We start from the raw sequence: 26,349 nt of genomic DNA, 5'->3' as shown, positions 1-26,349 counted from the left end.
TTATGGATGGCAGACCGGGCAAGCAGGATCCTTGCTTAATTTAAGCGTACGCCAGTCCATGGTTTGTACATCCAGCAATAGCAAGCGCCCCTGCAAACTTTTCCCAAGACCCAGCAACAGCTTCATTGCCTCGGCCGCCTGCGTAGTGCCTATCATACCCACCAGCGGTGCAAACACCCCATTCTCTGCACAGCGCAGACCTTCATCACCACCCAGGTTAGGAAACAGGCAGTGATAACATGGGCTATCCTCATGCCGCATATCAAACACCGTCACCTGCCCCTCAAACCCAATCGCAGCGCCTGACACCAACGGTTTACGCAAATCCACACATACCTGATTCACCGCATACCGAATCGTGAAATTATCAGTGCAGTCAATCACGACATCGGCGGCCTCCACCAATGCTCGTAAAGAGTCCTCGGTTATTTTTTCCTGAACGGGCCGCACACTGACTTCAGGATTGATCGCGGCAATAGTATGCTGCGCTGAAAGCGCCTTATTGATACCAACCGATTGTGTGCTGTGAATAATCTGACGCTGTAAATTGGTGAGATCCACCTCATCAAAGTCACAGATAGTTAATATCCCCACCCCTCCCGCGGCCAGATAAAGCGCCACTGGCGAGCCCAAACCACCAGCACCGATGATCAATGCATGACTGTTGACCAGCTGCTCCTGACCCTCGTAACTGATTTGGGGCAATAGAATATGACGGCTGTAGCGTAAGAGTTGATTGTCGTTCATTAAGGTAATCTTCCCGCCGAAACGAGTTTATTCAGCAATACCGGGCGGGCAATCCAGATCAACATGTCATCATACGTAGGTGAGAAATCGCTAACTTGATAAATACTGTCTGTAACTCCATTCCGCTCATCGGCCAATAGATTTTTACCAGTGGAAAAGACTATTGCCAATGGCCTTTCTGGGGAAGATGTTGATAATAGGCTATTCCCATTGGCATCTTGCAGATCCAGTGCATCGACAAATAACGAGGGAGTAGTTGGCGATGCCAGCATATTGGTGCTGAAACTAATAACATTGGTAAACCCTTGATCTACTCGATAACGCCAGGCTCGGCGCCATGCATCACTAAAATCAACATGGAGGGTGCGCCAAGGTAGGAACCCTTCAAGCCCTTGAGTGCTGCTTGAACAATCTTCTACTCCACCGTTCGCTAGAGAAACATCGGCAGATATGGCAGGACAAGGTAAGCGACCATTCAACACCACAAAGCCAATCAGAGCATCACTAATCGTTTTCAATTTATCCCGATTAGACTCTATGTACTGAATATCACGTTGAGCACTCATGGGAATCAGCAAAGCACCTATGATTAATCCAAATATCACCAGCACGACTGCCATTTCCACTAAGGTAAACCCCTGATGCCGGCTCATTACCACACCACCTGATCATTAAACATAGAAGTAAGTGGCCATTGTTGATCAAACACCAGACTTTCAGAGATGTTATTTGTACTGTCAAAATAGTCTTGCAAGTTAGCACTATCTCTTTGCTGGGCCGGATTGCTCACATTAAATTGCGCGCCTGATTTCAATAATGTCTGGTTCAGTTCGACGCCTGCACTCATCACAATCAGTGGCAACTTATCCGCCTTGATCTGTCCATTAACTACCACTTGCAAGCACCCTTCGGTGCAGGAGCGACTTGCACCTGGTTGATAAGCAGGCGCAAGCGCAGCATAGATATATCGATACCATTCGTTTTCTTTATACCAGGCAGGAAGTATGGGATACTGAATTTGCGTAGCCAGTAATGATTCCATGCTCGTTGAAGCTATAGAGTCTAAGTGTGCCTCCCCAACAAGATTGATACCATCATAGTCTTCAATTGTTAGCACTTTTTTTAAAGCACCATATTTTGTTAGAAAAATACGCTGAGCATGCGTTGTATTATTTAATACGAAATAACTTTGTTGCTTAACCATACTAGGTATATTAATTTTCACTACCCGTTCGGTTACTCCATGAGGCAAATTAGTATCCAGTGTATCGTCACATCGAAAGTTAGGATTGTTAGAACTCGCTATCGTGACATCAATTTTTGTACATTTATCTTTCTTATCTTCAAAATAATTGAGATATTCCAAGAGTCCCTCTAATGTCATTCCACTAAGTGTTCCAGAATGTTCCTTCAATTCTGGATATCTTAAAATCAAGCGCAATCGATACAATTGATTGGGATTACAATTTTTTTGTGAGCCACTGGTGTCACAAATCACAAACGGCACCAAACCTTTAGAACTATACTCACCATCAATCCAAGTAAAGTTTGCAAGAACTTCTGGACTTCTAAAAGGCAACAACCATGGTCTATAAGCAATGCCATAAATACGCGGATAATCTAATGCCTTCTTAACCTCCAGCACTACTCGCTTTTCTAACAAAGGCATCAGTTGATCAATGGTCACATACAGTAACCTGTCATTTGCCATCCCTATCTGCGTCGCCCCAGGAATAATGTAGTCATTATCGAGATTGGCATTGCTATAAGTACCAGGCACACAAGGTTTAACACAGTTATCAGGCACTACTAGTGTATCCAGATAATTTGTCACCTCGGCTGCAAGCATGTCAGAGCGATACTGACTGCCTAGTGGTGGCCCTGGCAATATCACGATGAATGCAACCCGGTCACTCACCACATTACCTCGCTCGTCACGGACTGTGAGCCATGGGTGTGCAAGGTTGGCTCCTGAAGGATTACACACATATCCCTGGTATTTCATTCTCAACATCCCAGGATTGACCATCATGCATGAACCATCCACCAAATTAGCAGAAACAGCATACCAGGGCATTTCGCCCATACTATCTTGCTGACTTGAACTGCTAGTCAACATAGCAAGTCTACGCCAAGGCAAACGCCCCAAGCAGCGCATATTCTGGCCATTATTAATCAGTGGCAAACCATTCGGCTTACTGGCATTCATACATCCGCCATCAGGCTCTCCATCATAAACTGGCGGTGTTTCCGCCAGATAATCAGGTATAGGCATGCCGCCCGGCCATTCACCAGTCCCTATTCGACCCAAGGTGTATGCCAATAAAGCCTCACGGGCATTGCTCAGGATATAGTCAGATTTTTCAGCCTGGCGCGCCTTTAATGAGGGCGTATTAAGAGAGTTAAGCAAATAAGTAAGTGCTGCCATGCTTATTATAAAAATCAATAAAAGAAGCGCAGCCCCTTGTTGGTAAGGAAAGCTGAATGAATTGTGTGCCTCCCGCCTTAGCATCTTGAGATCATCTACCTGATAGTGCCCTCTTCAGCACCATTCACGCGTGCTGAGTTTTCCTGGGCAGGCTGAGCATGGACATTGTTTTCGATAATTCCACCGCTGGCAGGGTCATATGACTGACCTGCTTTCAATGAAATGCTGCGTCCCTGATCTGGCAGGGTAATGGAGACCGTGTTTTTGCCAGTGGTGAGTTTGCCTATCCGTACGCTGCCACTCTCCGAGTTTTCTTGCAGTGGCTGGTGGTTGATCCATACTGTGCTTTTGTTGCCATCGCTGCGCCGAACAAATCCCTGTACTGAAATCCTCTGCGCAGCAGATACGGCTGGTGTTGTCTCCGTTACTTCCGGAGTGGGTATTTGCTCCAGCATCTGGCCGCGGGTATTTTGTCTCAACCTATCAAGAGCGTCTCGTTCTGCTGGGGTGGTAAACAAGCGGCCAACATCTTCTGCCGCTATTACACTATGTGCCACCAGCAGTAATACCCATAGCAGATGCTTCATGGTGTAGCTCCCAAGGTGGACTCATGCAGTGTCAGCCAGTCAAGCTCGCACTCTGCAGTCACTACAGGCGTCAAGATGGTGGCACTGACTGTACCTGTACGCTTGATGGTGCATTCCCGCACCAGAAAAGGCGTTGCTTGTTGACGTTTGAGTGAATCCAGCAAGACCAGCAAATCCCCTTCGTGCAGCAGTGGCAACTCCAACTTCATGATCGAGCGATACAGGCTGAATGGTCCGAGATGACTGATAAAGACTGGTTTAAAAAGCTCTTGTGCACCAATGCTGTACTTGATGCCAAACATGCGCTCTTGTTGATGGATATTGCGCAAGGCATCGACCCACTCGATACGTCGCTCTTCGCCTATAAACCCTTGGTTGATCAGGCGCTGATACACCGGCAGGTAACGAATGATATTTTCGCGCTCCTGTCCTGATGACTGCAAACGTGCCCGCGCTTGCATCAGCTGGCTTTGCTGTTGTTGCAGCCTCTGGCTGGTTTCGTCTCGATACGCCTGGGCAAAACTGACAATCAATACCGCAAACACGAGTGCCAGCAATAGTGCTATCAACGGAACACTCAATCGGCGCCAGTCTTGCGTGGTCAACTTCATGCTGGCACTTCCGGTTTTAGCACGAGCTTGATTTTGAATATGGCCGCCTGGCGCTGGGCAGTGCGCTCATCCGTAGTACTGCCTTGCAAGCTGGTATATGAACTCACATTCACAGGTTGTTGCAGAATCACCACGTCAGCCACCGCATTGTTCGCTTTGAGCATTTCTGCCAATCGATGGACAGTGTCCAATGCCGCCCGATAATTACCCGTGAATCCGCGAATTTCCCCAGACACAAACCCCACCTGGTAGAGCACGTTTTGCTGTGGGGTAAACACCGTGGCGTTAGCTACGGTGACTGGCTGGGTAGCCGAACCTTCTTCGTCCTTGATGGCCAGATCATTGCTCAGCACCCAACGCAAACGGTTGAGCTGAATATTGGGCATGCTCTCCAGAGTACGACTCAATACATGCATCATATGCTGTGGTGAACCCTCCTGCCGCTGGATAGCATCGCGTACCTCGGCTGCCACTTGCAGATCCATGCCAGGCAGCGGTGTCACCGGAAAGTCATTGGCAACCTCGTTATACCGTTGCTCCTGCTCGCTGGTTATTGCCATCGCCTGCTGAATTTCATGTGCTTCACCAATCGATTGGTGTAAATAGAAAATAGTCAGCAGTAAACCCAGCAGAGCAATCAATAGCGCCACTGCCATCATGCTCTTGCGCAATAATTCCAGCTTGTAGGTCTTGATGAGCGGGTCAGGCGCAAGATTGTCTGGCCTATTGCCCCGTGCCAGCAAATGCATATGCAACAACTCTGGCACATGTTCAATCAGATGCGAGGGTAATCCATAGCGGCGCGCCACCTCAGTCAGCTTGACTGCCTGGCACTTCAGGCCTTGCTCTTGCTCAATGTTACGGCAAATCTGTTCCGCATTTTCATCAATTGTGAGCAGAACCACTTGCAAGGCCGTGTCCCGTGCAATCAAACGCTGGCTCAACAGATAAAGACGCGCTTTATCTGTTTCAACCAAATGAAAATAAGCGAACTGCTCGTAGGCCTCAGGGGGTATATGTACCAACCGGCTGATGCGTAACTTACCTTCATGCAGAAAACTTTGCCGCAGCCCAGATGCCAGATGCTCACTCAACAGAATATTGGGGGCCGTGATGTTCATCTTGCGCAAGAAAACCTGGCTGAGCATGGACAGGCTGTAAATGCCCGCCAGTGGAGCTTGCTGCGCGCCAATAACTTCAAGCCATGGCTGCAGGAAATCCCCGTTGGTCAGCGCCACAAACAGAAATCGGTCATCCTTGCGTTTATCCCGCTCCCGATTGACGAACTGGGCAGTACGGAAATCAGCACCGCGATACACCTGGTTCAGCTTGCGCTGCAACATCTCCTGGCGAGCCTTGCCTGTGGTATGCGGCAAGGTCTCTAGATGAAAGTCTTCTTCTTGTGCATCCGCCAGCAAATAAATCGGCGCATACGCGTAACGCTGGAGAAAATGGGCAAACGCCTGCTGGCCTTGCGCATCATTATTGAACAGCTCGTAATTGCGCAAGCGACCAAAACTCCAGCGCCCTGCAGTGAGGCGGTCATGGCTGGCACAAAGGATGATTCTCTCGAACATGAATGATGAACAGGCGCTAGAGTTTAAGTTGACTAAACGAATCGTACACCGGACCGAGCACTGAAAACATTATCAAGGCCAGAATGCCACCTAAAAATACGGTCAATGCCGGTTCTATGATCTTCAACATTTTCTCGACCGACTCATTCACATCCCGATCATAAAAATAACTGATGTTCAGCAGGGATTTATCCAGTGCGCCCGTACTTTCTCCCACTCGGATCATGCGCACAACCAGGGGTGGAAACAATCCCGCATTGCGAAAACTCTCACTCATGCTATCGCCCGCATTGATTTGTTGCCAGGCACGATTCAATGCATCTGCGACCACACGGTTATCCACAATCTCTTCGCAATTCCGCATCCCATCCAGTACCGGGATGCCGGTCTGGTACATCAATGCGAAATAGCGGGAAAACCGCGCCATGATGATTTTATTCAGGATATCCCCGGTGACGGGCAACTTGAGCTTGAGCATATCGAACCGGTAACGCATTTCCGGGCTGTTCTTGATGGCTATCGCCAGCCCGGCAAACAGGATCAAGGGTAAGGAGATCATCAGCCACCAGTAATTGACCACAGCATTGGACACCGCAATCAGTATCCGCGTCTGCAAGGGTAATTGTTGCCCCATGTTGGTAAGAAAAGACACCATCTGTGGCACCAGATACGTCATCAGAAACACCACGGCAGATAGCACCACCACCAGCACAAATGCAGGGTAGGCGAGTAACTTGCGGGTCTGGGCAATCAACTCATCCTGCCATTTCAAGGTACTGGCCAGATGCTGAAAGATATCGGGAAGACGGCCTGTCTGCTCACCAGCGCGTATCAGGCTGATAAATACCCGATTAAACACCAGCGGATGTTCTGCCAGTGCCTGTGAGAGCATCTTGCCACCTTCAACCGATGACACCAGCGAGCCAATCACCTTCTGGAAATGCAGGTTGGTCGTGCTGTCACGCAAATCGACCAAGCCCTCGAGCAACGGTACCCCGGCACTGCTCAACTGCTCCAGCTGAAAGCAAAAAATCACCAGATCCTGCAGGCTCACCTTCTTGCGCGTAAAGATAGAATGCGTTTTGGGGGCCGGCCGGAAAGTAATCAAATCCAGCCCGATACGCTTGAGACGTAACTCCAGGTCAATTTCATTCAGGGCATCAATCTGCCCTTGTGCAGATTTACCGACTTGATCCACTGCCTTGTAGTTGAATGTCGGCATTGCCGTGTTACCTGACGCGACTGGTCAAATCAATCACGCGCATCACTTCAGCCAGGCTGGTATGCCCTTCTACTATGCGCCGGATGCCATCTTCTGCCAGGGTGGTAAATCCTTTTTCCAATGCCATGGTGCGCATTTCATCAAAATGCGCACGCCGGGCAATCAGTGAGTCCATATCACTGTCTATGCGCAGCAACTCCATGATGGCCATCCGTCCACGGTAACCGCTGTGAGAACATTGCTTGCAGCCGACTGGCCTGTAAATCCTGATATCTGGCCTGGCTTTGTCCGCCAGCAATTTACGTTCATCATCATTCGGTGAGTAAGCCTCTTTACATTCCGGACATAGCACACGCACCAGGCGTTGCGCCACCACGCCTATGATATTGCCCGCCATGATGTCCGGCGAAATGCCAATATCGAGCAAGCGCGGGAAGGTACCCAACGCTGAATTGGTATGCAGTGTAGTGAAGACCTGATGACCGGTCATGGCCGCGCGAAATGCCATGGTGGCCGTATCTGCATCCCGTACTTCCCCCACCAGGATGATGTCCGGGTCTTGCCGCATGATGGAGCGTATGCCATTGGCAAAATCCACCTTGTTTACTTCCGCTACTGAGGTCTGCCGCATCATGGTCACAGGATATTCCACTGGATCTTCCAGTGTCATGATGTTCACAGCCTCGGTGTTCTGAAAAGACAGCAAGGAGTAAAGCGTGGTTGTTTTACCGCTACCCGTTGGCCCGGTCACCACCAGGATGCCTTCCGGGCGGGTCATCATGAGCTTGAGTTCCTCAAGCGTATGGTCACGCAAGCCCATGCGCTCAAGTGGGATGATGGACTTCTCGCGGTCCAGTACCCGCAACACGATATTTTCACCATGGATGGTGGGATGGCTGGCGACACGAAAATCGATAGGCCGCCCTGACAAATTCATATTCAGACGACCATCCTGAGGGGAACGCGTTTCCGCGATATCCATACCACTGATGACCTTGAGCCGTACTGCTATCCCAGGCCAGTAAGTCTTGTGCAGGCTGCGTATCTGCTGCAACACGCCATCAATACGATAACGGATGCGTAGAAATGCATATTCAGGTTCAAAGTGGATATCAGAGGCACCACGCTTGACCGCATCCATCAGCAATGCCCCGACCAATCGCACTACCGGCTGGGTATATTCGTCACCTCCGGTCTGCAGGCTTTGATAATCAATTTCACCGGTTTCGATCTCGCGCAAAATGCCATCAACTGATAGCTCATAGCCGTAAAACTGGTCAATATATTCTTCAAGCTGCGCCTCTGCAGCGAGCACCGGTTTGACTTGTATCTGGCCACCAATAATGGCACGCAATTGATCCAGCGCTACCACATTGAACATATCGGACATGGCGACCGTCAGTTGATTACTGAGGGCATCATAGGCCACTGGCAACAAGTGATAGCGGCGGGCAAAACCCTCCTGCACCATGCGCAAGGCTTCTCCATCAGCAACCACTGTCGCCAGGTCTATACTTTCCTGGCCTATGGTATGCGCCACCAGGTCGCGCACCATCGCTTCGGTGACAAATCCCAGGCGTACCAGTTGCCTACCCAGTGGAATATTGCTTTGATCCTGCTCCATCAGGGCAATACGCAATTGGTCCTGACTGATCAGGCCCTGCTGTACCATCAATTCGCCCAACCGGAGCTTGCGACGCTGTTCTACCATGAAATGCGGGTCTTTATCTTGGTTATTGCCCAGGCCAGGGCCCAGGCTTGTTATCTAACCAGACATCCTATGAGCGGATAGCTGGTTATTGGAGCTGCTGGATTCTCACCTCAAGCTGTGCTCTATCCACAGCAGCAGAATTTCGTACCGCCAATAATGCTTGGGTCTGACGATAATATTGTAGCGCAAGGACTGACTTGCCTAATTGATCCAGGCTGATCGCCAGATTAAACGCATATTCAGGATTGGCCGCATCTAAATGATGCGCTTGAAAATATGCTTGCTGGGCCAGAGGCCATTGTGCCTGCTCAGCATAGAGATTACCCAGGGCTGCCTGCAAATAAGCCGCTTCGGGCTGCTGGGCAATCATGCTCTTCAGCCTTGACTCGCTCGTCAATGGATCGCCTTGCCCCAGCAATTCAAGTTTTGCTGCTTGCGCAATGTTATTACGAGGCTCAATTTCCTGCACCTTTGCATACCACCCCAGCGCATCCTGATACCGCTGCTGCCGAGCGGCAATGGCCGCCATCCCCAGCAAAGCATCGACATTGCGCGCATCACTCTGTAATACCTGACGATAAGCCTGTTGCGCACCGGCATCATCCCCTCGATTAAATGCCTGATAGGCCAGCATGACGGTGCTGTTGATGCCGGTAACTGGACGGTTACGGCTGATTTGCACATTGCTGTTCGCATTAGGTTCCACCGGCTCACCAAATGCCATAACTGGCTTGGCCGCAGTGGGTAGTCGTGGATTAGCTAATGGTGCTGCTGCAATAGTGTCTGGTTTTTGTACTGGTTCAACTGGCCCTGCCAATGCTGCCTTAGTCTCAACATTCTCTTCTGGCGGTGCCACCAGCTCCGATTCTAGCTGAGCAGGCACCTCCGGCACGTCTACTGGCTTGAGTGCCACTGGTCGCGGCACAATTACTTCGGGTTGTGTCAGGGAATTCAGGTACCAGAAAAACCCAGCACCAATCGCCAGAATCAAACCCAGTAACAAGAATCCCAACACTAAGGGAGAAATGCGGGAGTCCACCCTTACTGGCCCGGTAGATTTTGCTGCCAGCAACTTGGCTGCCACCTGCTGACTGGAAGAAGCGGCTGTATCGGGGCTGCTTTTCGCGGTAGTTTCTCGACTAGTCGACAATCCCGCCCGGGGATCATATTCAGAAGCCCCGACCGGGGCCAGCTCCAGCAAAAAGTCCTCTACCTCAGCCTTATCCAGTTGCTGATCATTCTTGCCATTCTCGGCTTTTTGCAGCGCTTTAATTAACAGACTCATTGATCAGTTTCTGCAATTGTTGTGCCGGGAGATACTGCTTATAAGTAGTCAGTTCATCACTTTCCAGGCTGGCATTCTGGATCACCACAGGACGCAGGAAAATCACCAGTTCGGTCTTGACATTAAAATTGCTGCGCGCGGTAAATAGCTTGCCTACCAATGGCAGCTTGGCAATGCCAGGCACCTTATCTGTCGCCTGCTGCACATTGTCCTGCATCAAGCCACCCAACACAGCAGTATCGCCACTATTCACCCGCAAGACAGACTCAAACTCACGTACCTGGATTTGTGGAATCCGGCTCTCGATTCTGGTCGTGGTAGTTCCATTGGTTAAGGTTAATTGCGGATTAGGATCATCCACGTAACTCAAGACACGAGAAATGGTCGGGCGCACATTGATATTGACCTGCCCGGCATCATTGATTTGTGGCGTCACACTCATCACCATACCCACAGGCACAGTATTAGGTGTTGTAGTGACTGATTGTAAATTCGTAGAGCCTTGACCAACCCCCTGAGACACCTGGGATTGGATCGTAAAATAAACCAGGTTATCTACCACCTTCATAACCGCGGTCTGGTTATTCAGCACCATCAATTTAGGGCTGGATAGCACCTTGGTATCGCCAAATCGCTGCAATAGCCGTAAATTAAAATCCACGCTGCTGTTATCACTGGAATAGCCAATACTAAAAGGCAATGTCGTACCTGCTGTCCCCGCCACACCCGCAGGCGCAAGCAAGGTACTCAAGCCTAATTGATTCGTCATATTGAAACCATTACCCAACTTGGTCCAATCAATCCCAGCTTGATAAGTATCATTGAGTGTTACCTCAACAATAGAGGCCTCTATCAAGACTTGCCGCTTGGCACTGCTCATGACCTTATCGAGAAATTCTTGCACCCTCTCATGCTGACGATGCGTCGCACGCACACTGACAATCCCCGTTTCCGGGCTAGCAATGACCGTGGCAGCAAATAGGGTCTTGTACTCTGTACGTGCTTCCTCACGCTCTTGCGTCACATTCCGCGAGGGGGCTTGTTGCGTGGCAGCCCTGTCACCATTCTCTGCAGCAGCGACTTCAGCAGCTTGTTGAGATGCCGCTGTACCACTGCGGGTAATAATGACCTCTTTATCGGTCTCGGTAAGAATGTCCTTCAGGTTCTGAATGAGGGTTTCCCAGAAATGGTTAGTCGCCAGACTATTCACTGCAGTTCTTGAACTGTTTGCGGCTCCTGTGCCAGATGAGGAACCACTTGTTGAGCCACCACCTGCACCACCACTAGTCGTCGAGGCGCTACGCCCGGTACTGGCAATTTCAGCAGCAGCGCCAATAAAGCCTGTGGTATCACGCGACATGTTGACGTAATCCACTTTGTAACTGCGCAACACCGGCATGTCCGGTGTGATGCTCAGCACATGCCCATCCACCCTGTAAGTCAGATCCACTTGCTTGGCAAGCCGTTCCAGAATCGCGGATAAGGTCTGGTCCACCGCATTCAAGGTCACCCGCCCCTGTATGGCAGGATGAATATCAATATTGAGTTTGCTTTCCCTGGCCAGCGCAAACAATATCTCCTTTACCGGGACATCGTTCACCACGACGCTATAGGTTTGTTCTTTGACTCGAGGGGTGGGAGGTGGCAAAAAGGTGGTGTTTTTCACTGGCTTCGGAATGCTGGCGGGCGCAACTGGCACTGCAGTGGACTCGGAAATATGCCCAGTGGAAGGAGATACTGTGGACTGATGAGCGCAACTTGCCAGGCCAAGCAATGGCAGGATCAAGATACTGGCAATTTTATGCAGCTGACCGGGCAAAATACCCCCTTATTTTTAATGTAATGATTTGCAGAGATTTATCCCACAATCCAGATGCGATTGCAACGAAGCTATTGATGTTGCTTCACTTCTTCCCTGATTCCTGCGATTGTCCGCAATTGTGGCATGGCGGCGGCCGACTCGGGTAACAATCTCAGTGCCGTCGCGGCATCCTGACGACTCGAATATGCGCCATACAATACGCTAACGAAAGCTTTTGACTCAACTTTAGTCCGAATGGCATGAATATTATCCAGCTCTAGCACGCTGGTCAGCTCTTTCAGCTGCTGATTGACCGCATCCTCATCCTCGCTACGCATCAGCTGGATGGTCACGCCCCCCTCTGACTGCTGCTCCAGCCAGGCATCGGTGGATGCTAGCCTATCTTCAAGCAATACATTGTGATGCACATCAGAAACAATATTACCTGATGTATCTATCGGCTCTGCTTCCGCCACTACAGTTTCCGGCTGTTGACTGCTCGCCACCTGTGCATCATCCACATGAGGCTGATGTAACCACAACCAGGTCAAGCTCCCAAACACCGTGAGCAATACTAAACATGCCGCACCTAGCAGTAGGTTCACACCTCGCTTGTTAGGAGGCAATGCTGCAGCAAACTCACTATCCTGGATGGCGGCTCGCACATGCCTCTGATCAACCTGATACACATTGGCTGCAAATGCAGATAACAAGGCTTTGTCGGCCAGGATATTGACACGTCGCACCAACCCTTGCGCTGTGCGAGACAGCAAGCGTATCGCAGCCTTGGTAAACAAAGGGGGGCCAAAATAACCAGCAGCCCTCAAACGGAAGATCAAATACTCGGCAATTTCGTTTTCTTGCAATGGCCCCAAATAAAAGCTGTGGGTAATGCGCTCTTTCAGTTGGCGGATATGACGCTGGTCAAGGTTTTCATCCAGCTCTGGCTGACCAAACAGCACAATCTGCAGCAATTTATCATGCCGCGTTTCCAGATTGGTCAGCAAGCGAATTTCCTCCAGGGTTGCCAACGGCATGCCCTGAGCCTCCTCAACAAAAACAACGACGTGCTTTCCTGCTTCATGTTTTTCCAGCAAATAACGCTGCAACGCCTGCATGACTTGCAGACGGTCTGCATTTGCCGGGAGCACCAGCTGTAACTCCAGCGCAATTGCTTGCAACACGTCTTCCGGCGCCATGCTGGGATTCGCCAGGTAAACGCTTTCTACCTGGGGAGGCAACATGGTCTGCAGCATGCGACATAGCATGGTTTTACCGCTACCCACTTCGCCCACCACCTTGACGATGCCTTCGCCACTGGTAATGGCATAGAGCAATGCCTCAAGCACCGCACCCCGATTGCCTCCTGAAAAGAAGAAATCCGTATTCGGTGTGATCTTGAATGGCGGCTCTTTCAAGCCGAAATGGGCGTAATACACTATTCGCCTTTGAAGTCCTGCTGCAATTGGATGCGACTGTACAAAGTTGTACGGTTAATCCCCAACAGCTTGGCTGCCTGGCTCAGATTGCCATGCGTAATTTTCATTGCAGCATCCACATAGGCACGCTCCCAGGACTTCAGCACCTGGTCCAGGTTGACATTGGCCTGAGTCTGCAGGTGTTTATATGCCTGGTTCGCCATGGAAGCATCATCCGTTGCCAATGACGCCTCCACCGCTCCTGTAGTCATGCCGGCATGCATCAGATCCAGCTCAGCTGCCAGTTGCACATCAGTCACCACACGCCCCGAATATTTTGCAATCAGGCGGATAATGATATTGCGCAATTCACGCACATTGCCGGGAAAGTGGTAACCCAGCCAGCGCTGTCTTGCCTTGTCGTCCAGTTCAAACGGTTTTTGTGCGGTCTCGCGCGAGTAGAAACTGTTGAAATGCTCCAACAGAAGATAGCGATCCTCTTCCAGATCCCGCAATGGCGGAACCCGTACCGAGAACACACTGAGACGATGGTAGAGATCGATCCGGAAATGCCCGGCACGTACCTCTTCACGCAAATCACGATTGGTTGCCGCAACGATCCGTGCACGGCTGCGCCTGGTCTGCGTTTCACCAATCCGCTGGTATTCACCGTTTTCCAGCACACGTAATAGCTTCGCTTGTAGCTCAAGAGGCAGCTCACCAATTTCATCCAGGAACAAGGTGCCTTCACCGGCATCTTCAAAGTATCCGCTATGGGCATTGGCTGCCCCGGTAAAGGAGCCTTTGCCATGCCCAAACAGGATGGACTCCGCCAAGGTGGGCGAAATCGCAGCGCAATTGATAGAAAGATAAGGCTGTTGAGAGCGCCGACTCAATCGATGCAGGCAATTGGCAACCAACTCCTTGCCACTACCTGACTCCCCCTCTATCAACACAGGGAAAGGTGCATCAGCAAATTGCGTCATCTGCGTACGCAGGGTTTGCATGGGCAGACTATCACCGAGCAGACCGCAACCCTCCTGCGCTTTAAGCTCTTCGCCCAACTCTGCATCTTGCAACTTCAAGGCATTATGCAATAGCTCGCGCAAGCGTTCGACATTGCACGGCTTGGGAATAAAATCTACCGCGCCCAATGCCAGTGCGTGTTTAACGTTAACCTCTTCATTCTGGCCAGACAGCACCAGTATCTTCATCGTAGGCGCATGCGCCAGCAACTCGCCAATGACCTTGAAGCCTTCATCAGGCTTGTGGGGTACTGGGGGCAAGCCAAGATCAACTAGGGCCAATGAAGGTGGCTCTTCCAGCTGCCGCAACAGACTCTTTGCCTGGGCACGTGATTCGGCCACATAGACTTCAAAATCCTTGCCCAACAGATAATGTAAGGTATCTGTGATCAGTGGATCGTCATCAATAATGATTAATGCGGGGCGCTGTTCAGCCATCAAGGCAGCTTTCATGAAAAAATCTGGGCGGTGAAAGTGTGAATTTCATGGCGCTACTATAAGCACATCCCCCAAATCACACAAGGCAAGCGCCTAGACATGCGGGTAATGTGAGAAATTAAGAAGCCTCACGCACTTTAGTGGATAATTATCCGACCATTCATGAGGAATTAGCTATGTCTCTAGACGAAAACGCCATCAATGCCATCAACGACTATTTTCCATCCATCGCCCAAATTGCGCTGGATCACACCTATGAAGTGGTAACGGAAGATACGACTTTTGCCGAGTTCATGGAGTCGCTCATCTACAGGATCAACCAATACTCGGCAGAACATGTTGCCACCGAGGTATTGGCCTTTTCATCGAAAAAAATCGAATCCATTAATAATGGCACAGGCATCACTGTCGATGATGTACAAGGCTTTATTGATAATGCGGGAGATGAGGAAGAGGAGTACGACGAAGAGTAATGATGGTTAGTGGCTTGTAAAAAAGCTCAGCCTTTATTTAAGCCACTATCCATAAGAGCTTTCCTGCATCACATCACCTGCTTTTGACGTAATGCATTGGAAAGTAATACGCAGATACACGCTGACTGCTATTGGAATTTTAATATAGAACATTGATGGGGTGGCTGATGGGACTCGAACCCACGACAACTGGAATCACAATCCAGGACTCTACCAACTGAGCTACAGCCACCATTGAAACTGGGGAACCAGAAAATGGCCTGCCCGACAGGAATCGAACCTGTAACCCCCAGCTTAGAAGGCTGGTGCTCTATCCGATTGAGCTACGGGCAGATTGTCGGGCAATCTAGACATTTTTTGAAACTGGTCGGGGTGGAGAGATTCGAACTCCCGACATCCTGCTCCCAAAGCAGGCGCGCTACCAGGCTACGCTACACCCCGAGGGCGAGAAATATAGCGCATCCCAGAGGGAAGGTCAAACTGATTCTGCTAAAATAGCGCATTATTTTCAAAAAAATTGCTATGACTGCCAACATCCTCAATGGAAAAGCGATCGCCGAAATCACCTTAAGCGAGACAAAATCATTAATAGCCAATCGTTTAGCCGCTGGCTTACGTGCGCCAACACTGGCAGTGATTTTAGTAGGCGCTGATCCCGCTTCCGCCATCTATGTCCGTAACAAGAAACTGGCCTGTGAGAAAACTGGTGTACGTTCCCTTTCGTATGATCTGCCAGCGACCATTACAGAAGCCGATCTTTTGAGCCTGATCACTCAGCTCAATGCCGATGATGAGGTGGATGGCATCCTGGTACAGTCCCCACTGCCTGCCCATATAGAAGAAAAGAAGATCATAGAAACCATCAGCGCAGCCAAGGATGTGGATGGCTTCCATCCCTACAACATTGGCAGGCTCGCTGTCCGGCAGCCCACTTTGCGCTCATGCACACCGTTTGGTGTAATCAAGCTGCTGGAGTCCACCGATATCAAGATTCTGGGCATGGATGCTGTCGTGGTTGGCGTGTCCAACCATGTGGGTCGCCCCATGGCGCTGGAATTGTTGCTAGCAGGCTGTACAGTCACCAGCTGCCATCGACACACCAAGGATCTGCGTGGTCATGTTGAACGCGCCGATATCGTGGTGGCAGCAGCTGGCAAGGCAGGTCTCGTCAAGGGGGAATGGATCAAGCCTGGCGCGATCGTCATTGATATCGGCATTACCCGGCTGGATGATGGAACCCTCAGCGGTGATGTGGAGTTTGCCGTGGCCAAGGAACGAGCAGGCTGGATCACGCCCGTCCCTGGTGGTGTAGGCCCAATGACGGTGGCTACCCTGATGCAGAACACGCTGACAGCGCTTGAGTTGCGCGAAAAAACACCAAGCTGACCAGGAAAGCAAACCACTGGTATCAAGCTATCTGCTTTTATTCCGACACTAGGTGGTTAAGGCTTTTGCATCACTGAATTATTCGGTGTACACTTGCGCCTGCTTTATTTTTCTGTTAATCAAAAATTAACTTCAAGGCGCACATGGCTGAAGCAATTACACGACAATTTGTTCCTTACCAGCCCAAGGCTGATGAGGAGTACATGAATGAAAAGCAACGCGATCACTTCCGCAAGATTTTGAACGACTGGAAAGCAGAGCTTAGTCATGATATTGACCGCACGGTCCACACCATGCAAGACGAAGTCACCATGTTTGCTGACCCTAATGACCGGGCCAGCCAGGAATCCGACATGGCTCTTGAGTTACGCAACCGCGACCGTGAACGCAAGCTGATCAAGAAGATTGACGAAACCCTGTCCAAGATTAATGAAGGTGATTACGGCTATTGCAATGGATGCGGCATCGAGATTGGCCTGAAACGGCTGGAAGCTCGCCCAACAGCAACCCTGTGCATAGACTGCAAAACACTGGACGAAATCCGCGAGAAGCAGGTCGCCAAGTAAACAGTGCGTAAATCATGCCGACCTAGTTATTATCGGCGTGGGATGGCATAGCCAAAATTTGCCGGCACTGCATAGCGCCTAAGTTAAAGACATAAAAAAGGCCGGATGGATATCCGGCCTTTTTATTTATTGCTTCATGTCGCTAATCAAGCATCCTGCTGCTCGGAAGCTGCTGGCTCTTCCGCGGCAGGCTGTTCAATCAAAGCCTTGGCGCTCAAACGGACGCGACCCTTTTCATCAACTTCAAGTACCTTGACCTTAACAACTTGGCCTTCCTTCAGGAAGTCGCTCACCGCATTGACGCGCTGATGGGCAATCTGAGAAATATGCAGCAAGCCATCTTTACCTGGCAACAGGGTCACAATCGCGCCAAAATCAAGCAGCTTGATCACGGTACCTTCGTACACTTGGCCAACTTCAACTTCAACTGTAATCGCCTCAATACGCTTCTTGGCTTCTTCCCCGGCTTCGGCGCTGATGCAACCAATCTTGATGGTGCCATCCTCTTCGATATCGATGGTGGTACCAGTTTCTTCAGTCAGGGCACGAATCACTGCGCCACCCTTGCCGATCACGTCACGGATTTTTTCCGGATTGATCTTCATGGTGATGATGCGTGGAGCAAAGGCTGAAAGTTCCTGGCGGGTTTCGCCCATGGCTTCCTTCATCAGGCCAAGAATGTGCAAACGGCCTTCCTTGGCTTGTGACAATGCAACCTGCATGATTTCAGCAGTGATACCGGTGATTTTGATATCCATTTGCAATGCAGTAATACCACTTTCAGTACCCGCTACCTTAAAGTCCATATCGCCCAGGTGATCTTCATCACCCAGAATGTCTGTCAAGACCGCTACACGGTTACCTTCCTTGATCAGACCCATCGCAATACCCGCGACATGAGCCTTGACTGGCACACCAGCATCCATCAAGGATAAACAGCCGCCACAGACGGATGCCATGGAGCTGGAGCCGTTAGATTCTGTAATTTCCGATACGACACGGATGGTATAACCAAATTCTTCCTTGCTTGGCAATACAGCCAGCAAAGCACGCTTGGCCAAACGACCATGACCAATTTCACGACGTTTGGGTGTACCAACGCGGCCAGTTTCGCCAGTCGCGTATGGAGGCATGTTGTAATGCAGCATAAAGCGATCAGTGTATTCACCTTGCAGTGCATCAATGATCTGCTCATCACGGCCAGTACCCAGGGTAGCAACCACCAGAGCCTGTGTTTCACCACGGGTGAACAATGCAGAACCGTGAGTGCGCGGCAATACGCCAGTACGGATGCTGATAGGACGCACAGTGCGGGTATCACGACCATCAATACGAGGTTCACCATTCAGGATCTGGCTACGTACAATCTTGGCTTCCAGATTATGCAGAATGTTCTTGATTTCACCAGCTTCGGCACTGGAAGTTTCTTCAGTCACCAGCTCAGCCAGTACACGGCTTTTTACTTCATCCAGCTTGGTAGATCGTGCGCCCTTGGATTTGATCTGGTAAGCCACATTAATATCATCGCCAGCCGCTGCCGTTACTTTTTCGATCAAAGCGGTATTTTCTGCAGGTGGAGCCCAATCCCATGGCTCATTACCCACTTCAGCAGCCAGCTCATTGATCGCATTGATCACAGCCTGCATTTGCTCATGTCCATAGACCACGGAGCCCAGCATGATGTCTTCTGGCAGTTCCTTGGCTTCAGATTCCACCATCAGCACAGCACTGTTAGTCGCAGCTACCACCAGATCCAGCTCAGTTTCTTTCAGCTGGCTAGCTGTTGGATTGAGTACATACTCACCATTGATGTAACCAACACGTGCAGCACCGATAGGGCCATAGAATGGAATACCGGAAACAGCTAGAGCAGCGGAAGCACCAATAATGGCTGGAATATCAGAATCGATTTCGCTATCTGATGACATCACAGTAGCGACAATCTGAACTTCATTCAGAAAGGCTTCCGGGAACAGAGGACGCAATGGGCGATCGATCAAACGGGAAGTCAGTGTTTCCTTCTCAGAAGGACGGCCTTCACGCTTGAAGAAACCACCAGGAATCTTACCAGCCGCGTAAGTACGCTCTTGATAATCCACAGTCAGGGGAAAGAAATCCTGGCCAGCCTTGACTTCACGTTTTCCAACCACAGTCACCAGCACTACGGTGTCACCGTAGCTCACCACTACAGCACCATCAGCCTGGCGAGCAATCTCACCAGTCTCAATGGTCAGCTCATGCTGACCGTAGGCAATCGTTTTTTTAATTGCTTTCACGATATATGTCCTTTAGATAAAAAAATAAGCCGACAAGCATCGCGTTTCCGCTTTGCTTTCGGCTTATCTTATGAATTCACAAGTGCGCGATAATTACTTACGCAGACCCAGGCGCTCGATCAATGTACGATAACGATCAGCATTCTTGCGCTTGAGGTAGTCCAGCAACTTGCGGCGCTGACTTACCATTTTCAGCAGACCACGACGTGAGTGGTGATCCTTGGCATTAACCTTGAAGTGATCAGTTAATGTACTAATGCGGCTGCTCAAAAGTGCCACTTGCACTTCTGGGGAGCCAGTATCGTTTGCAGCTTGTTGATAGTCGCCAACAATCTTGGCTTTTTCAGCAGTCGAAATAGACATCTTTTTCTCCTATTCTTGAACCGCGCATTTTAACCTTAAAATCTATTACTTAACAAGCGGTTCTAATATTAAATATATAATTTTTCATGCTTTTATTACGACTAATCTTTTGGGAGCGATTTTTCCGCTGGCATCCTGCTCGCCCAACCCAAGAAATTCGCCACTCTCCCGGTATATCCTGAATAATCCATCAATCCGGGTATTAGGTTTCCATACCGCTTGCCCTTGTAACAGGTAAAAAGCGCTATCGTCATCCAGTTTTACTACCTGCATATCCGCCACTGCCGCATCCGGCGAGAGCAAAATGTCATCTCTAGCCTCAGCGCTCATGGCTTCAAGCTGTTCCAGCGTAAATGCATCCTGTAGCTGAAAATGTGCCGTGCTCAAACGGCGCAAACCGCCCAAATGAGCACCACAGCCCAACGCACAGCCTATATCTTCGGCCAAAGTCCGAATATAAGTACCTTTGCTACAGCTCACCACTATTTCAAGCACACCCGCATCAATATCAAACTTTTCCAACCTGATTCCGTGGATAGTAATACGGCGCGCCGGTCTCTCAATCTCCACCCCATCCCGCGCATACTCATACAAGGCCTTGCCTTGATGCTTCAGCGCTGAATACATAGGCGGAACTTGCTCAATCTCGCCAGTAAACTTCAGCAAGACCTGTTCTATCTGCAGCAGGCTTACATCTACTTCGGCAGTGCTAAGCACTGCCCCTTCCGCATCGCCAGTCGTCGTCGTTGATCCTAACCTGACCAATGCCCGATAACTTTTATCTGCATCCAGTAAAAAATGTGAAAACTTGGTCGCCTCACCCAGGCAAATCGGTAGCAAGCCTGTTGCCAAGGGATCCAAACTACCAGTATGACCAGCTTTGGCAGCCTGGTAATGCCGTTTCACTATCTGCAATGCCTGATTGGAAGAAATTCCCAGCGGCTTATCCAGTAGCAGAACGCCATTGACATGGCGTTTGATGCGTTTGAACTGCAAACCCTATCCAGCCTTGTGATTACTTGCTGCCCTGCTCATCATCCACTGAAGGTGATGAGAGCACATCATCAATCAGCTTGGCGATGTGCATGCCACGATCAATCGAGGCATCATAAACAAAATGCAGTTGCGGTACTGTTCTCAGCAACAAGCGTTTGGCCAGCTGGCTACGCAGAAAACCCGCGGTTTTCTCCAGCCCTTTTTGCAACTCCGCAGTGCCTGCTGAGGCGGTGTAATAGATCTTTGCATGTGCCATGTCACCAGTGACTTCAACCTCTGTCACCGTCACCATACCCACGCGTGGGTCTTTGACCTCAAACTGGAGCAGATCAGCCATTTCTCGCTGAATCTGCTCTGCCACTCGATCACTTCTTGAGAATACCTTAGCCATAAGCTTAGAGGGTTCTCGCTATTTCAACGACTTCGAATACTTCGAGGATATCGCCAACTTCAATTTCATTGTAGTTCTTCAGAGACAAGCCACATTCAAAGTTGGATTTCACTTCCTTGACGTCATCCTTGAAGCGTTTCAATGAATCTAAATCACCGGTATGGATAACAACGTTGTCACGCAACAGGCGAATCTTGGAGTTACGGCGGATGACACCATCCTGCACATAACAACCAGCGACAGCACCTACTCGAGAAATACGGAAGACTTCGCGGATTTCCACGGTACCAATCACGCTTTCCTTCTGCTCTGGCGACAACATGCCGCCCAGCGCCGCTTTCACTTCATCCACGGCTTCGTAGATGATGGTGTAGTAGCGCACATCAACGCCTGAGCTTTCAATCAACTTACGCGCCCCTGCATCTGCACGCACATTGAAACCGATCACCACCGTTTTGGATGCTGCAGCCAGGTTGACGTCAGACTCGGTAATGGCACCCACACCGGTATGAATAATGTTGACCTTGACTTCATCAGTAGACAATTTCTGCAAAGAAGTCGCCAATGCTTCGTAAGAACCTTGCACGTCCGATTTAATGATCAGCGGCAATACCTTGACTTCGCCTTCACCCATCTGCTGGAACATGTTCTCCAACTTGGCCGCCTGCTGGCGTGCCAGTTTAACGTCGCGGAACTTGCCTTGACGGAACAGGGCGATTTCACGGGCCTTGCGCTCATCATTCAACACAATTACTTCTTCGCCAGCACTTGCCACATCCGATAAGCCCAGAATTTCAACCGGGATTGATGGACCAGCTTCCTTCACGTCGGCACCGGATTCATCCAGCATTGCACGTACACGTCCATACGCAGTGCCCGCCAATATCATATCGCCACGCTTCAGCGTTCCAGATTGCACCAGAATCGTAGATACAGGACCACGACCCTTATCGAGACGGCCTTCAATGACCAATCCCTTGGCAGGCGTATTCTTGGCGGCTGTAAGCTCAAGCACTTCAGCCTGCAGCAGAACCGCTTCCAGCAAGTTATCGATACCCACACCGGTTTTGGCAGAGACTTCCACAAACATGGTGTCACCACCCCAGTCTTCAGGCACCACGGAATGCGTCACCAGTTCCTGCTTGACGCGTTCCGGACTGGCTTCAGGCTTATCAATTTTGTTCACAGCCACCACCAGTGGCACTCCAGCCGCCTTGGCATGGTGTACCGCTTCAATGGTTTGCGGCATCACACCATCATCGGCTGCCACGACCAGGACCACGACGTCAGTCGCCTTGGCTCCACGGGCTCGCATTGCAGTAAACGCTTCATGGCCAGGGGTGTCGAGGAAAGTCACCATCCCGCGTGGAGTTTCCACATGGTAAGCGCCAATATGCTGGGTAATCCCACCGGCCTCACCAGAAGCCACACGGCTACGGCGGATATAATCCAGCAACGAGGTTTTACCGTGATCAACATGACCCATCACGGTCACTACCGGCGGACGCGATTCCTGTATGGCTTCTGCATGCTCTTCATCATCCAGGAAAGTTTCCGGATCATTTGAAGCAGCCGCTTTGGCATTGTGGCCCATTTCTTCCACGATAATAATCGCGGTTTCCTGATCCAATACCTGGTTAATTGTGACCATCATGCCCATCTTCATGAGCGCCTTGATCACCTCACTGGCTTTCACTGCCATCTTATGAGCAAGATCACCCACGGAAATAGTTTCCGGGACCAATACCTCATGCACAATAGGCTCTGTTGGCGCATTGAATGCATGTTGCTGATCACTATCATTCTTTTGCGACTTGGATGCCTTGCCCTTGTGCGCACGCCATCCTGTGGCGCCAGCTGAATCACCACGTCCTTTAACACCGCCGCGCTTCTTGTTATCGCTATCGGGCCACACCTTGGCAGTCTTGGCACCCTTCTTGGCGCCCTTGTCATCCACTTTTGGCGCTTCTTTTGCCGCAGGCTTATGCAACGTCCCTTCAGACAGCTTGGTAGTGGCAGCCAGAGCAGCGGCAGCACGTTTTGCCTCTTCTTCCACACGACGCTGCGCCAGTTCCTGCTTCTTGCGTAAATCATCAGCCTGAATGGCAGCCAGAGCAGCGTGCCGCTTGGCTTCCTTTTCACGCAAGGCAAGCTCATCTGCCCCAAAAATCTCTTTAGCCGTCAATCTGGTACGGACAGCAGGCTCAACTGCTTTTTCAGGCACCGGTGCTGGGGCAGACTCTTCCGCCTTCACTTCTTCAGGTGCTTTTTCAGCCTCAATCACTTGTGGCACGGCTTCAATCACAGGCTCAGCCACTTCAGGCTCAATTTCAGCTACAACCTCAACCGGCGCTACAATTTCAGGCTCAACATGAAGTTCAGCGGCAACCTCAACAGGCTGCTCTGCCAACACTTCAATCAATGGCTCTTCTTCGCTGACAGAATCAAGTGGGGAATCCCGACGGACCAGCACGCGTTTTTTGCGCACTTCAACCTGTATGGTACGAGCCTTGCCGCTGCTATCTGACTTCTTGATTTCAGTTACCTGCTTACGGGTAAGCGTAATCTTGTCCTTGGGCGCCTGTCCGCCATGCTCTTTGCGCAAATACTCTAGCAACGAGGTCTTATCCTGTTCCGTCAGGGTATCCTCATACGCTAATTTATTAACGCCAGCACCTTTCAGTTGCTCCAGAAGCAGTTCAGCCGGCAGCCCTAATTCATTGGCAAACTGTGCTACGCTCGATTGTCCCATTCTGTTACTCCAGTCTCTTCTGTTTGCACTGTTTCACAGTGCATTTCTTTTTAGCTATGCTAAATCTACTTTGCGCAAATCCACTCTTGCGGCTTAAGCAAACCAGGGAGCACGTGCTGTCATGATTAACTGCTTAGCGCGCTCAATATCCATGCCGGTCAATTCCACCAGATCATCTACCGCCAGATCGGCCAAATCATCCATCGTAGAAACACCCTTTGAAGCCAAAGTACGAGCCGTAGCCTCGTCCATTCCGTCCATCGTCAACAGATCTTCGGAAGCTTCCTCAACCTTTTCCTCCTTAGCAATGGCTTCGGTCAATAGTGCTGCACGTGCGCGTTTGCGCAACTCGTTGATGGTGTCTTCATCAAATGCTTCAATCTCGCTCATTTCGGACAATGGCACGTAAGCAATCTCTTCCAGTGTACTGAATCCTTCTTGCACCAGAATATCAGCCACCTCTTCATCCACATCCAACTTGTCTACAAACAACTGCAGAATACCGGTATGCTCTTCTTCGTTTTTCTTTGCAGCTTCTTCTTCGGTCAGAATATTCAATGTCCAACCGGTCAACTCAGAGGCCAAGCGCACATTTTGACCACTACGGCCAATCGCTTGAGCTAACTGCTCTTCGTCAACAATCACATCCATGCTATGGGCATCTTCGTCGACTACAATGCCTGATACCTCTGCAGGTGCCATGGCATTAATAACAAACTGTGCAGGCTCCATCGACCAGAGTACGATATCCACACGCTCACCAGCCAATTCACCAGTAACTGCCTGTACACGTGAACCACGCATGCCGACACAAGTACCCACAGGATCAAGACGCTGATCATTGGATTTAACGGCTATCTTGGAACGTAATCCAGGATCACGTGCCGCAGACCTGATTTCCAACAAGCCTTCTTCAATTTCAGGTACTTCAAGTTCAAATAACTTGATAAGAAACTCAGGTGCAATACGTGACAAAATTAATTGTGGACCCCGTCCACCGCGCTCAATGCGGGATAAATACGCACGCACCCTATCACCCACACGCAGATTTTCCTTAGGAATCATCTGCTCGCGCGGCAAGATCGATTCAATCCTGCCCACCTCGATGATGGCATTGCCTTTTTCCATGCGCTTGATCACACCAGTGACCAAATGCTCTTTACGAGCGAGAAAATCATCGAGAATTTGCTCACGCTCGGCTTCCCGCACTTTTTGCAGAATAACCTGCTTTGCAGCTTGCGCACCAATACGACCAAATTCCACCGACTCCAAAGGCTCCTCGATATACTCGCCTTCTGGTAGATTTTGAGCGCGTTCATCGCCTATGGCGATCTGAGCATCTGGATTTTCCAGTACATCTTCAGCCACCACTTGCCAGCGACGGAAGGAATTATACTCGCCATTTTCACGGTCAATCTCTACACGGACATCGGCATCTTCAGTGAAACGTTTTTTGGTTGCAGAAGCCAGAGCTAGCTCCAATGCAGTAAAAATCACAGCCTTAGCCACATTTTTCTCGTGGGCCAGTGCATCAACCAATAATAATATTTCGCGACTCATTTCAATCTCCGCCAAAAAATTTGGTGCTTAGAACTCAGGGGATAATCTTGCCTTGTCGATATTTGATAATGCAACACGTTGCTCTACACCATCACATTCAATCACTAGGCTACCCTGATCCAAGCCACGCAATATGCCTATAAAATTCTTCCTGCCTTCAACCGGAACGCGCAATTTAACCTGCGCTCGCTCGCCAGCAAAACGCACATAATCTGTTTCTTTTTTCAATACTCGATCAATACCAGGCGATGAAACCTCGAGCCTGTCGTAATCAATATCATGCTCAACTGCCAGCAGGTCACTCAGATGGTTACTCACCAACACGCAATCATCAATGTCGATACCCTCAGGCTTGTCAATAAACAAGCGTATCAACTTGCCGCGATTGGACATCTCCATATCAACCAGCTCATAGCCCAATTGAGCCAGAGACTTATCCAACAATGTGTATAAATCCTGCATATCAAACCCTAAACCACGGTTTTCACAAATAAAAAATGGGCTTAACGCCCATCCCAAAGAATCCCATTATATCAATCTCTAAATAGAATTGATAAAACAAAAACAAAAGCCCTCATATAGAGGGCTATTGCATAAACTCACAGAAGTGAATTTTAAATAAAAGCCTGGCGGTGACCTACTTTCGCATACGAGAAGTATACTATCATTGGCGCAGAATCGTTTCACGGCCCTGTTCGAGATGGGAAGGGGTGGGTCCAATTCGCTATGGCCGCCA

The 26,349-nt window shown here is 50.0% G+C and carries 22 protein-coding genes, 3 tRNA genes and 1 rRNA gene; 3 read left to right on the top strand and 23 right to left on the bottom strand.

Features of this window, described 5'->3' with window-relative positions; translation table 11 throughout:
- The 12 genes from LG201_RS09575 to LG201_RS09520 form a co-directional block, all read right to left on the bottom strand.
- Window positions 1–747 (bottom strand): HesA/MoeB/ThiF family protein, encoded by a 747-nt coding sequence (locus LG201_RS09575; protein ID WP_226771979.1) that lies wholly within the window; start codon window positions 745–747, stop codon window positions 1–3.
- Window positions 747–1,400, bottom strand: a complete 654-nt coding sequence (locus LG201_RS09570) for a type II secretion system protein (protein ID WP_226771978.1) — start codon at window positions 1,398–1,400, stop codon at window positions 747–749. Before LG201_RS09570 ends, LG201_RS09575 begins: the two co-directional genes overlap by 1 nt.
- Window positions 1,400–3,175 (bottom strand): hypothetical protein, encoded by a 1,776-nt coding sequence (locus tag LG201_RS09565; protein ID WP_226771977.1) that lies wholly within the window; start codon window positions 3,173–3,175, stop codon window positions 1,400–1,402. Before LG201_RS09565 ends, LG201_RS09570 begins: the two co-directional genes overlap by 1 nt.
- 95 nt (window positions 3,176–3,270) lie before the next feature.
- Window positions 3,271–3,762 (bottom strand): hypothetical protein, encoded by a 492-nt coding sequence (locus LG201_RS09560; protein ID WP_226771976.1) that lies wholly within the window; start codon window positions 3,760–3,762, stop codon window positions 3,271–3,273.
- Complete coding sequence (locus LG201_RS09555) at window positions 3,759–4,373, bottom strand: hypothetical protein (RefSeq protein ID WP_226771975.1); 615 nt, start codon at window positions 4,371–4,373, stop codon at window positions 3,759–3,761. Before LG201_RS09555 ends, LG201_RS09560 begins: the two co-directional genes overlap by 4 nt.
- Window positions 4,370–5,950, bottom strand: coding sequence for a hypothetical protein (locus LG201_RS09550; protein ID WP_226771974.1), 1,581 nt, complete (start codon window positions 5,948–5,950; stop codon window positions 4,370–4,372). The genes LG201_RS09555 and LG201_RS09550 overlap by 4 nt, the downstream gene beginning before the upstream one ends.
- A 16-nt stretch (window positions 5,951–5,966) precedes the next feature.
- Window positions 5,967–7,172: a type II secretion system F family protein gene (locus LG201_RS09545; protein WP_226771973.1), complete on the bottom strand. Its 1,206-nt coding sequence runs from the start codon at window positions 7,170–7,172 to the stop codon at window positions 5,967–5,969.
- Window positions 7,173–7,179: 7 nt separating this feature from the next.
- Complete coding sequence (locus tag LG201_RS09540) at window positions 7,180–8,883, bottom strand: GspE/PulE family protein (RefSeq protein WP_226771972.1); 1,704 nt, start codon at window positions 8,881–8,883, stop codon at window positions 7,180–7,182.
- Window positions 8,884–8,968: 85 nt separating this feature from the next.
- Window positions 8,969–10,168 (bottom strand): tetratricopeptide repeat protein, encoded by a 1,200-nt coding sequence (locus tag LG201_RS09535; protein ID WP_226771971.1) that lies wholly within the window; start codon window positions 10,166–10,168, stop codon window positions 8,969–8,971.
- Complete coding sequence (mshL, locus tag LG201_RS09530) at window positions 10,152–11,987, bottom strand: pilus (MSHA type) biogenesis protein MshL (protein WP_226771970.1); 1,836 nt, start codon at window positions 11,985–11,987, stop codon at window positions 10,152–10,154. The genes LG201_RS09535 and mshL overlap by 17 nt, the downstream gene beginning before the upstream one ends.
- A gap of 71 nt (window positions 11,988–12,058) precedes the next feature.
- On the bottom strand, window positions 12,059–13,408 hold the full coding sequence (locus LG201_RS09525) for an ExeA family protein (protein ID WP_226771969.1): 1,350 nt from the start codon (window positions 13,406–13,408) through the stop codon (window positions 12,059–12,061).
- Complete coding sequence (locus LG201_RS09520; protein WP_226772167.1) at window positions 13,408–14,850, bottom strand: sigma-54-dependent transcriptional regulator; 1,443 nt, start codon at window positions 14,848–14,850, stop codon at window positions 13,408–13,410. Before LG201_RS09520 ends, LG201_RS09525 begins: the two co-directional genes overlap by 1 nt.
- A gap of 176 nt (window positions 14,851–15,026) precedes the next feature.
- On the opposite strand from LG201_RS09520, the gene LG201_RS09515 reads away from it, so the two are divergent.
- A complete protein-coding gene (locus LG201_RS09515) occupies window positions 15,027–15,323 on the top strand; it encodes a hypothetical protein (protein WP_226771968.1) in 297 nt (98 codons plus the stop codon).
- 156 nt (window positions 15,324–15,479) lie between these two features.
- Here LG201_RS09515 and LG201_RS09510 read toward each other — a convergent pair.
- The 3 genes from LG201_RS09510 to LG201_RS09500 form a co-directional block, all read right to left on the bottom strand.
- Window positions 15,480–15,555, bottom strand: a tRNA-His gene (locus LG201_RS09510).
- A 24-nt stretch (window positions 15,556–15,579) separates the two neighbouring features.
- Window positions 15,580–15,656 (bottom strand) — tRNA-Arg (locus LG201_RS09505).
- A 31-nt stretch (window positions 15,657–15,687) separates the two neighbouring features.
- Window positions 15,688–15,764: transfer RNA gene (locus LG201_RS09500), tRNA-Pro, on the bottom strand.
- Window positions 15,765–15,845: 81 nt separating this feature from the next.
- Between LG201_RS09500 and folD the strand changes: the two genes are divergently transcribed.
- Window positions 15,846–16,709, top strand: coding sequence for a bifunctional methylenetetrahydrofolate dehydrogenase/methenyltetrahydrofolate cyclohydrolase FolD (gene folD, locus LG201_RS09495; protein WP_226771967.1), 864 nt, complete (start codon window positions 15,846–15,848; stop codon window positions 16,707–16,709).
- A 143-nt stretch (window positions 16,710–16,852) separates the two neighbouring features.
- Entirely contained in the window at window positions 16,853–17,275 is a 423-nt protein-coding gene (dksA, locus tag LG201_RS09490) for an RNA polymerase-binding protein DksA (RefSeq protein ID WP_226771966.1), read from the top strand.
- 146 nt (window positions 17,276–17,421) lie between these two features.
- On the opposite strand, the gene pnp is transcribed toward dksA, so the two are convergent.
- The 8 genes from pnp to rrf form a co-directional block, all read right to left on the bottom strand.
- Window positions 17,422–19,551 carry a polyribonucleotide nucleotidyltransferase gene (pnp, locus tag LG201_RS09485; RefSeq protein WP_404809730.1) on the bottom strand — a complete coding sequence of 710 codons (2,130 nt, stop codon included), beginning with the start codon at window positions 19,549–19,551 and terminating at the stop codon, window positions 17,422–17,424.
- A gap of 93 nt (window positions 19,552–19,644) precedes the next feature.
- Window positions 19,645–19,914 (bottom strand): 30S ribosomal protein S15, encoded by a 270-nt coding sequence (gene rpsO / locus LG201_RS09480; protein ID WP_226771965.1) that lies wholly within the window; start codon window positions 19,912–19,914, stop codon window positions 19,645–19,647.
- Window positions 19,915–19,998: 84 nt separating this feature from the next.
- Window positions 19,999–20,910 (bottom strand): tRNA pseudouridine(55) synthase TruB, encoded by a 912-nt coding sequence (gene truB / locus LG201_RS09475; protein WP_226771964.1) that lies wholly within the window; start codon window positions 20,908–20,910, stop codon window positions 19,999–20,001.
- A gap of 19 nt (window positions 20,911–20,929) precedes the next feature.
- Window positions 20,930–21,301, bottom strand: a complete 372-nt coding sequence (gene rbfA, locus LG201_RS09470) for a 30S ribosome-binding factor RbfA (RefSeq protein ID WP_226771963.1) — start codon at window positions 21,299–21,301, stop codon at window positions 20,930–20,932.
- Window positions 21,302–21,305: 4 nt separating this feature from the next.
- Entirely contained in the window at window positions 21,306–24,053 is a 2,748-nt protein-coding gene (gene infB, locus LG201_RS09465) for a translation initiation factor IF-2 (RefSeq protein WP_226771962.1), read from the bottom strand.
- Between the two features lie 93 nt (window positions 24,054–24,146).
- Complete coding sequence (gene nusA, locus LG201_RS09460; RefSeq protein ID WP_226771961.1) at window positions 24,147–25,613, bottom strand: transcription termination factor NusA; 1,467 nt, start codon at window positions 25,611–25,613, stop codon at window positions 24,147–24,149.
- A 27-nt stretch (window positions 25,614–25,640) separates the two neighbouring features.
- The gene (rimP, locus tag LG201_RS09455) at window positions 25,641–26,075 is read right to left on the bottom strand and encodes a ribosome maturation factor RimP (protein ID WP_226771960.1); all 435 of its coding nucleotides are present in this window, start codon (window positions 26,073–26,075) and stop codon (window positions 25,641–25,643) included.
- A gap of 162 nt (window positions 26,076–26,237) precedes the next feature.
- Window positions 26,238–26,349: ribosomal RNA gene (gene rrf / locus LG201_RS09450) — 5S ribosomal RNA — on the bottom strand; the annotation flags it as partial.

Source organism: Methylobacillus gramineus (assembly GCF_020532675.1).
GTDB lineage: Bacteria > Pseudomonadota > Gammaproteobacteria > Burkholderiales > Methylophilaceae > Methylobacillus > Methylobacillus gramineus.
This window is presented reverse-complemented; position numbering and strand designations above follow the sequence as displayed.